6 protein-coding genes are annotated in these 6,641 nt (G+C 66.9%); 5 read left to right on the top strand and 1 reads right to left on the bottom strand.

The window, feature by feature from the left end; genetic code table 11:
* Positions 1–3 precede the first annotated feature (3 nt).
* From ACN0X6_RS02240 to ACN0X6_RS02250, 3 genes are read left to right on the top strand one after another with little or no spacing between them, the layout of a single operon-like run.
* Entirely contained in the window at positions 4–846 is an 843-nt protein-coding gene (locus ACN0X6_RS02240) for a DUF692 domain-containing protein (RefSeq protein WP_417701712.1), read from the top strand.
* Complete coding sequence (locus ACN0X6_RS02245; protein WP_417701714.1) at positions 843–1,562, top strand: DNA-binding domain-containing protein; 720 nt, start codon at positions 843–845, stop codon at positions 1,560–1,562. The genes ACN0X6_RS02240 and ACN0X6_RS02245 overlap by 4 nt, the downstream gene beginning before the upstream one ends.
* Complete coding sequence (locus ACN0X6_RS02250; protein WP_417701716.1) at positions 1,559–2,158, top strand: DoxX family protein; 600 nt, start codon at positions 1,559–1,561, stop codon at positions 2,156–2,158. The genes ACN0X6_RS02245 and ACN0X6_RS02250 overlap by 4 nt, the downstream gene beginning before the upstream one ends.
* On the opposite strand, the gene ACN0X6_RS02255 is transcribed toward ACN0X6_RS02250, so the two are convergent.
* Entirely contained in the window at positions 2,155–3,189 is a 1,035-nt protein-coding gene (locus ACN0X6_RS02255) for an AraC family transcriptional regulator (protein WP_417701718.1), read from the bottom strand. The genes ACN0X6_RS02250 and ACN0X6_RS02255 overlap by 4 nt on opposite strands.
* Positions 3,190–3,414: 225 nt before the next feature.
* Here ACN0X6_RS02255 and ACN0X6_RS02260 point away from each other — a divergent pair, with 225 nt between their 5' ends.
* Positions 3,415–5,010, top strand: coding sequence for an FAD-binding oxidoreductase (locus tag ACN0X6_RS02260; RefSeq protein WP_417701720.1), 1,596 nt, complete (start codon positions 3,415–3,417; stop codon positions 5,008–5,010).
* A gap of 2 nt (positions 5,011–5,012) precedes the next feature.
* The gene (locus ACN0X6_RS02265; RefSeq protein WP_417701722.1) at positions 5,013–6,584 is read left to right on the top strand and encodes a glycerol-3-phosphate dehydrogenase/oxidase; all 1,572 of its coding nucleotides are present in this window, start codon (positions 5,013–5,015) and stop codon (positions 6,582–6,584) included.
* Positions 6,585–6,641 lie beyond the last annotated feature (57 nt).

Consider the following 6,641-nt stretch of genomic DNA (forward strand, 5'->3'; position numbering starts at 1 on the left):
ATCATGCGACTCGCAAACCTCACCGGCGCCGGCCTCGGCCTGCGTCGCGGGCTGCTCGCCGAGCTGACCGGTGATGACGCCAGCGGCGCCGACTTTCTCGAAGTGGCGCCGGAGAACTGGATCGGTGTCGGTGGCCGCCTGGGCAAGCAACTGCGTGCCCTGAGCGAGCGCCGGCCGCTGTTGTGTCATGGTCTGTCCCTCAACCTCGGCGGCTTCGCGCCGCTGAACCTGGAACTGCTGCACGCCATCAAGGGTTTTCTCGACGCGCATGGTGTGCTGGCCTACAGCGAGCATCTGTCGGCTTGTACCGACGACGGTCAGCTGTATGACCTGATGCCGCTACCGTTTTCCGAAGAGTCGGTGCTGCGTATCGCCGAGCGCGTGCGCATCGTTCAGGACGTGCTGGAGCGGCCGCTGATCATCGAGAACGTCTCGGCCTACGCGCGCCTGCCTGGCGAGCTGGACGAGGCAGGCTTCGTCCGCGCGGTGCTGGAACGTGCCGACTGCCAGCTGTTACTGGACGTCAACAACGTCTACGTCAACAGCCTGAATTTCGGCTTCGATGCCGATGCCTACATCGCCGCGATGCCCAGCGAGCGCATCGCCTATCTGCACGTCGCCGGTCATTACGACCAGGCGGCAGACCTGAAGATCGACACTCACGGTGCGCCGGTGATCGATCCGGTGTGGACGCTGCTCAGCAGCGCTTATGCGCTGCATGGCGTACGCCCGACGCTGCTGGAGCGTGACTTCAACTTCCCGCCACTGGCCGAGCTGTATGCCGAGCTGGCGCATATCCGCAGCCTGCAGCAGGCCGCACAACCGCTGAGCAGGTATGGCACATGAGCGGTATCGAGCAGCAGCGCGACTTCGCCGCGCGTATTCGCCAGCCCGAGGCGCAGTCTTTGCTGCCGGGCATCACGGCCGAGCGCATGGCGGTCTACGAAGAGCTGTTCTTCAACAACGTCGCCAGCCTGGTTGGAGGGGCCTTCCCGGTGCTACGCGGCATCCTCGGCGCCGAGCGCTGGCAGCGGCTGCTACGCACCTTTTTCGCCGAGCACCGGGCGAGCACGCCGTACTTTCTGGAGATCAGCCAGGAGTTCATCGCCTGGTTGCAGCAGGGCTATCGCCCAGCGCCTGAAGACCCTGCGTTCATGCTGGAGCTGGCGCACTACGAGTGGGTCGAGCTGGCGCTGGATGTCAGCGACGCGCGGTTGCCCGAGCGAGGCTGGTCGCCACTGGCCTGGCCGCTGGCCTATCACTGGCCGGTGCAGATGATCGGTGTCGATCATTGCCCCACGCAGCCGCCTGCCGAGCCGACCTGCCTGCTGGTCTGGCGTGATCGCCAGGATCAGGTGCGCTTCATGCAACTGACGGCCTTCGCCTACCAGTTGGCGCTGCGCCTGCAGGCTGGCGAACCGCCTGTGCAGGCGCAGCTGGAGTTGGCCACGGCCCATGGCCTGGCCGCTGATCGCGCCTATTTCGATAACGCCCGCGCGCTGCTGGATGACTGGCAGGCGCGCGATATCTGGTTTGCGTATTCCGAGGAGTCACCATCATGATCACGCTGCTCAATCGTCTGCAGGACGCGCTGGATGCCTGCCGGCGTCTGGATTTTCTCGGCCCGCTGTTGCTGCGCCTGTATCTGGTGCCGGTGTTCTGGATGGCCGGCACACGGAAGCTTGCGGATATCGAGGCCACCGCTGCCTGGTTCGGCAACCCGGATTGGGGCCTGGGCCTGCCGTTTCCCGAACTGCTGGCCTGGGCGGCAGCGCTGACCGAGGCTGGTGGTGCCATCCTGCTGCTGTTCGGCTTGGCCGTTCGCTGGGTGAGCATTCCACTGATCGTCACCATGCTGGTGGCAATCTTCGCCGTGCACTGGCCCTATGGCTGGCAGGCGATTGCCGACCCGTCGGCACCCTTTGCCAACGAGCGCGTGCTGGCGGCGGCGGAGAAGGTCGAGCGGGCGCGGGCGATTCTGCGTGAGCACGGCAATTACGATTGGTTGACCGGCAGCGGCAAGTTCGTGGTGCTGAATAACGGCATCGAGTTCGCCGCCACCTACCTGGTGATGCTGGTGGCGCTGTTCTTCAGCGGGGCAGGGCGCTGGCTGAGCATCGATTACTGGCTGGCGCGACGTTTCCGAGCTCCGCGCTAGCCCAGCGGATTGTCCCGGCGCCGGCTCTCGCGAAATTCGCCCGGCGTTTGCCCGGTCCAGCCCTTGAAGCTGCGGTGGAACGAGCGTGATTCGGTGAAGCCCAGGTAGCAGGCGATGTCCTGGATCGCCAGGTCGCTGCGCAGCAGGTAGTGCTCGGCCAGTTCCTGGCGCAGCTCGTCGAGGATCTGCTGGTAGCTGGTACCGGCCTGCTGCAGATGGCGCTGCAGGGTACGCACGGTCATGTTGAACCTCTCTGCCACCCGTTCCTTGCGCGGCAGGCCGTCCTTGAGCAGCAGGCGCAAGGCGTTCTTCACTCGGCGAGGCAGTGGCTCGTCGTCATCCAGCCCGGCCATCAGGGTCAGTGCGTGTTCTTCCAGTGTGCGCAGCAGGTTGGCGTCGGCCTGGCGCAGCGGTACGCCGAGGTAGTCCAGCGGCACCAGCAGGGCGTTGCAGGGTTGTTCGAACAGCACGGGACAGCCGAACAGTTGCTGGTATTCGGCCAGGTCGGTGGCGGCCGGTTGTGCGTGCTCGAACCACACCTCGCGCGGCGAATGTTCGGAGTCGGCGATCCAGCGGGCGTACAGCAGCCAGGAGGCGAGCACGTTCTCGACCATGTGGCGACGCACGTCCGGCGCCTGATGGCGACAGCTCCAGATCAGCCGCACGTGATCCTCGGCCGCCTCGATACGGCTGGTGCCCATGTCCCCCACCAGCTTCTCGTAGGGCACGATGCGGCTCATGGCTTCGCCGAGGGTGGCGCAGTTCATGGCGATGTAGCCGAGCACGCTCCACGAACCGGGCTGGACGAAACGCGCCGCATGCAGGCCGAACAACCTGTCGCCGGACACCTCCAGCAGATGCGCCAGCAGGCGCTCATGCACCTCGCTGGGCATGCGCTTGCCATTGTCGGTCAGGTCCTGCGCGCCAATGCCGGCGGCGGCCAGGGCACGGTCGATGTCCAGGCCGAGCTGTTCGGCCTGGCGCAGGTATTTGAGCAGGGCGGGAACCGAGGTATAGCCGAGGTTTTCCATGGATTCTTCTTGTTCTGGTGAAGTGACGTGGATCAGACAAGCCTTGGTGCCTGGCACGGATGCCTTTGCAGTGTCGCGGGGCCGCACCGGTTGCGCCGGCGCGCGGCGCGCCTTGCGCAAGGCCTGTCTTGATTGGCGATATCGCCTGTCACAATCCGACAGTGACGGCCGGCGGCGGCTGGCTAGTATAGGCAGCCATAAGTGCTGATCGGAATGGGGGATGCGATGCGACGCTGGAACGGATGGGGTGACGAGGCGACCGACGTGGAGCTGCCGGCCCACGGCGAGGCCTTTCTCGCCGAGCTGATCGGGCCGGGCCAGCGTCTGGCCGATGCCAGCCTGCAGGATGTGCTGGCGCGCGTGCCGGCGTCGCGCCTGGCGCCGCATCCGCTGATCTGTGTTGATGCCGAGGTGCGCGTGCGTCACGCCCGTGGCCAGAGCCTGCCGGACTGGCTGGCGATGCGCTCCGGTGACTTCGGCCTGTTTCCCGATGGCGTCGCCTGCCCGGAAAGCACCGAGCAGATCCGCGAGCTGCTGGCCTGGGCGCAGAAGCATGATGTCACCCTGATTCCCTACGGCGGTGGTACCTCGGTGGCCGGGCACATCAACCCGCAGGCCGGCCAGCGCCCGGTGCTGACCCTGTCGCTGGAGCGCATGACGCGCCTGCTGGATATCGACGAGGACAGCCTGATCGCCACCTTCGGCCCCGGTGCCAATGGTCCGCAAGTGGAGAGCCAGCTGCGCGCACGCGGCTACACCCTGGGGCATTTCCCGCAGTCCTGGGAGCTGTCGACCCTCGGCGGCTGGGTCGCCAGCCGTTCCAGCGGCCAGCAGTCGCTGCGTTACGGGCGAATCGAGCAACTGTTCGCCGGCGGCAAGCTGGAAACCTTCGCCGGCACCCTGGAGATTCCCACCTTCCCGGCATCGGCCGCCGGGCCCGATCTGCGCGAGCTGGTGATGGGCTCGGAGGGGCGCTTCGGGGTGATTTCCGAGGTGCGTGTGCGCATCAGCCGCCTGGCCGAGCAGGAGCGCTTCTATGCGGTGTTTCTGCCCAACTGGCAGCAGGCGCTGAGTGCCATTCGCAGCCTGGCTCAGGCGCGGGTGCCGCTGTCCATGCTGCGCCTGTCCAACGCCATCGAAACCCGTACCCAACTGGCGTTGGCCGGTCACCCGCAGCAGATCGCCCTGCTGGAGAAGTACCTGGCCCTGCGCGGTGCACGTGACGGCAAATGCATGCTGACCTTCGGCGTCACCGGCAGCCGCATGCAGAATGCCGCTTCGCTGAAACAGGCACGGCGCCTGCTGAAAGGCTTCGGCGGCGTGTTCACCGGCACCCTGCTGGGCAAGAAATGGGAGCAGAACCGCTTCCGCTTCCCTTATCTGCGTCATGGTCTGTGGGAGCGCGGCTACCTGGTCGACACCCTGGAAACCGCCACCGACTGGTCGAACGTCGACAATCTGCTGAACAAGGTCGAGGCCAGCCTGCGTGACGAGTTGGCCGGTGATGGCGAGCGCGTGCACGTGTTCACCCACCTGTCGCACGTCTACGGCGAAGGTTCGAGCATCTACACCACTTATGTGTTCCGCCCCGGCAGCGACTACGCCGCGGCCATGGCGCGCTGGCAGCGGCTCAAGGCGGCGGCCAGCCGCACCATCGCAGGCAACCGCGGCACCATCAGCCACCAGCATGGCGTCGGCCGCGACCACGCGCCCTATCTGGCAGCAGAGAAGGGCGAGCTGGGCATGGCCACGCTGCGCAGCCTGGCCACGCATTTCGACCCTGACCAGCGCCTGGTGCCTGGCGTGTTGCTGCAGGACTGAGCATGGAACCCTGGAACGCCACCTGGCGCGAGCGTGCGCTGCCTGAACTGGCGGCGCGCGACTGGGATCTGCTGGTGATCGGCGGCGGCATTTGCGGCGCCGGCATCCTCCGTGAGGCGGCGCGGCGTGGCTGGCGCTGCCTGTTGCTGGAACAGCGCGACTTCGCCTGGGGCACCTCCAGCCGCTCGTCGAAGATGGTGCATGGCGGGTTGCGCTACGTCGCCAAGGGCCAGCTGCGGTTGACCCGCGACTCGGTACGCGAGCGCCAGCGCCTGCTCGGCGAGGCGCCGGGGCTGGTGGAGCCCTTGAGTTTCGTCATGCCGCACTATCGCGGCGGCTTCCCGGGGCCCAGAGTCTTCGGCGGCCTGCTCAGCCTGTACGACGCCCTGGCCGGCAAGCGCAATCATCTGTTCTACCCGCTGCAGCAACTGCGTTACCTGGCGCCGGGCATTCGCGAGGATGGCCTGCTCGGTGGCACGCGCTTTTTCGATGCGGTGACCGACGATGCCCGCCTGGTGCAACGCGTGCTGGGCGAGGCGCGTGCAGAAGGCGGCGAGGCGCTCAATGGCATGCGCGTGGTCGAGTTGTTGCGTGAGGCGGGGCAGGTGATCGGTGTGCTCGCCGAGGACGTAGAAACGGGCAACCGCTATCACCTGCGCAGCCGCGCTGTGGCACAGGCCACCGGTGCCTGGGCCGATCGCCTGCGTCAGCCTGGCAATGGTCGCATCCGCCCGCTGCGCGGCAGCCACCTGCTGCTGCCGGGCTGGCGGTTGCCGGTGGCGCATGCCTTCAGCTTCATGCACGAGAGCGATGGCCGGCCGGTCTTCGTCTTCCCCTGGGAAGGCGCGACGGTGATCGGCACCACCGATCTGGATCATGCTGACGAGCTGGATCGTGAGGCCGCCATCAGTGCCGAGGAGGTCGATTACCTGCTCGCCGCCTGCGCTCAGCAGTTTCCCCATGCGCAAGTAGCGCGGGGAGACGTGCTGTCTACCTGGGCTGGCGTGCGGCCGGTGGTGGGCGATGGCAGCGCCGGGCTGAAACCCTCGGACGAGAAGCGCGAACACGCGCTATGGGTCGAGCCGGGCAGCGTGACCCTGGCCGGCGGCAAGCTGACCACCTTTCGCTTGCTGGCGCTTCAGGTGCTGCGCGCCTGCGCGGGTTTCGTCGGCAAGTCGGTGGACGATCAGGGCGGCGCCGTGTTCCGCGACTGCCCGCCGCTGGAAATGTCGCACCTGAGCCTGGCGCAGCAGCGGCGTCTGCTTGGCCGACATGGCCGGCAACTGAAGGACGTGCTGCGCCTGATCGACGAAGTCGGCGGCGATTGCGTCGCCGGCACCGACACCTTGTGGGCCGAACTGGCCTGGGCGGCCGAAGGCGAGCTGGTGCTGCACCTGGACGATCTGCTGCTGCGGCGCACTCGCCTGGGCCTGCTCCTGGCTGGCGGCGGCCGCGCCGAGCTGCCGCGTATCCGCTCACTGTGCCAGCCGCGTCTGGGTTGGAGCGATGCACGCTGGCAGCAGGAAGAGACGAATTACCTGGCGCTGTGGCAACGCTGTTACAGCCTGCCGTAACTCGGATCGCACTCCCCGTAGGGTGCGCCGCGCGCACCAGCAATCCATTGATACTCA

It is taken from the genome of Pseudomonas sp. (genome assembly GCF_048269965.1).
Lineage (GTDB): Bacteria > Pseudomonadota > Gammaproteobacteria > Pseudomonadales > Pseudomonadaceae > Aquipseudomonas.

Excerpts from the sequence above, each read along its gene's own strand:
- ACN0X6_RS02260 (WP_417701720.1), top strand. The coding sequence starts at position 3,415 with ATGCGACGCTGGAACGGATGGGGTGACGAGGCGACCGACGTGGAGCTG.
- ACN0X6_RS02265 (WP_417701722.1), top strand. The coding sequence starts at position 5,013 with ATGGAACCCTGGAACGCCACCTGGCGCGAGCGTGCGCTGCCTGAACTG.
- ACN0X6_RS02245 (WP_417701714.1), top strand. The coding sequence starts at position 843 with ATGAGCGGTATCGAGCAGCAGCGCGACTTCGCCGCGCGTATTCGCCAG.
- ACN0X6_RS02240 (WP_417701712.1), top strand. The coding sequence starts at position 4 with ATGCGACTCGCAAACCTCACCGGCGCCGGCCTCGGCCTGCGTCGCGGG.
- ACN0X6_RS02255 (WP_417701718.1), bottom strand. The coding sequence starts at position 3,189 with ATGGAAAACCTCGGCTATACCTCGGTTCCCGCCCTGCTCAAATACCTG.
- ACN0X6_RS02250 (WP_417701716.1), top strand. The coding sequence starts at position 1,559 with ATGATCACGCTGCTCAATCGTCTGCAGGACGCGCTGGATGCCTGCCGG.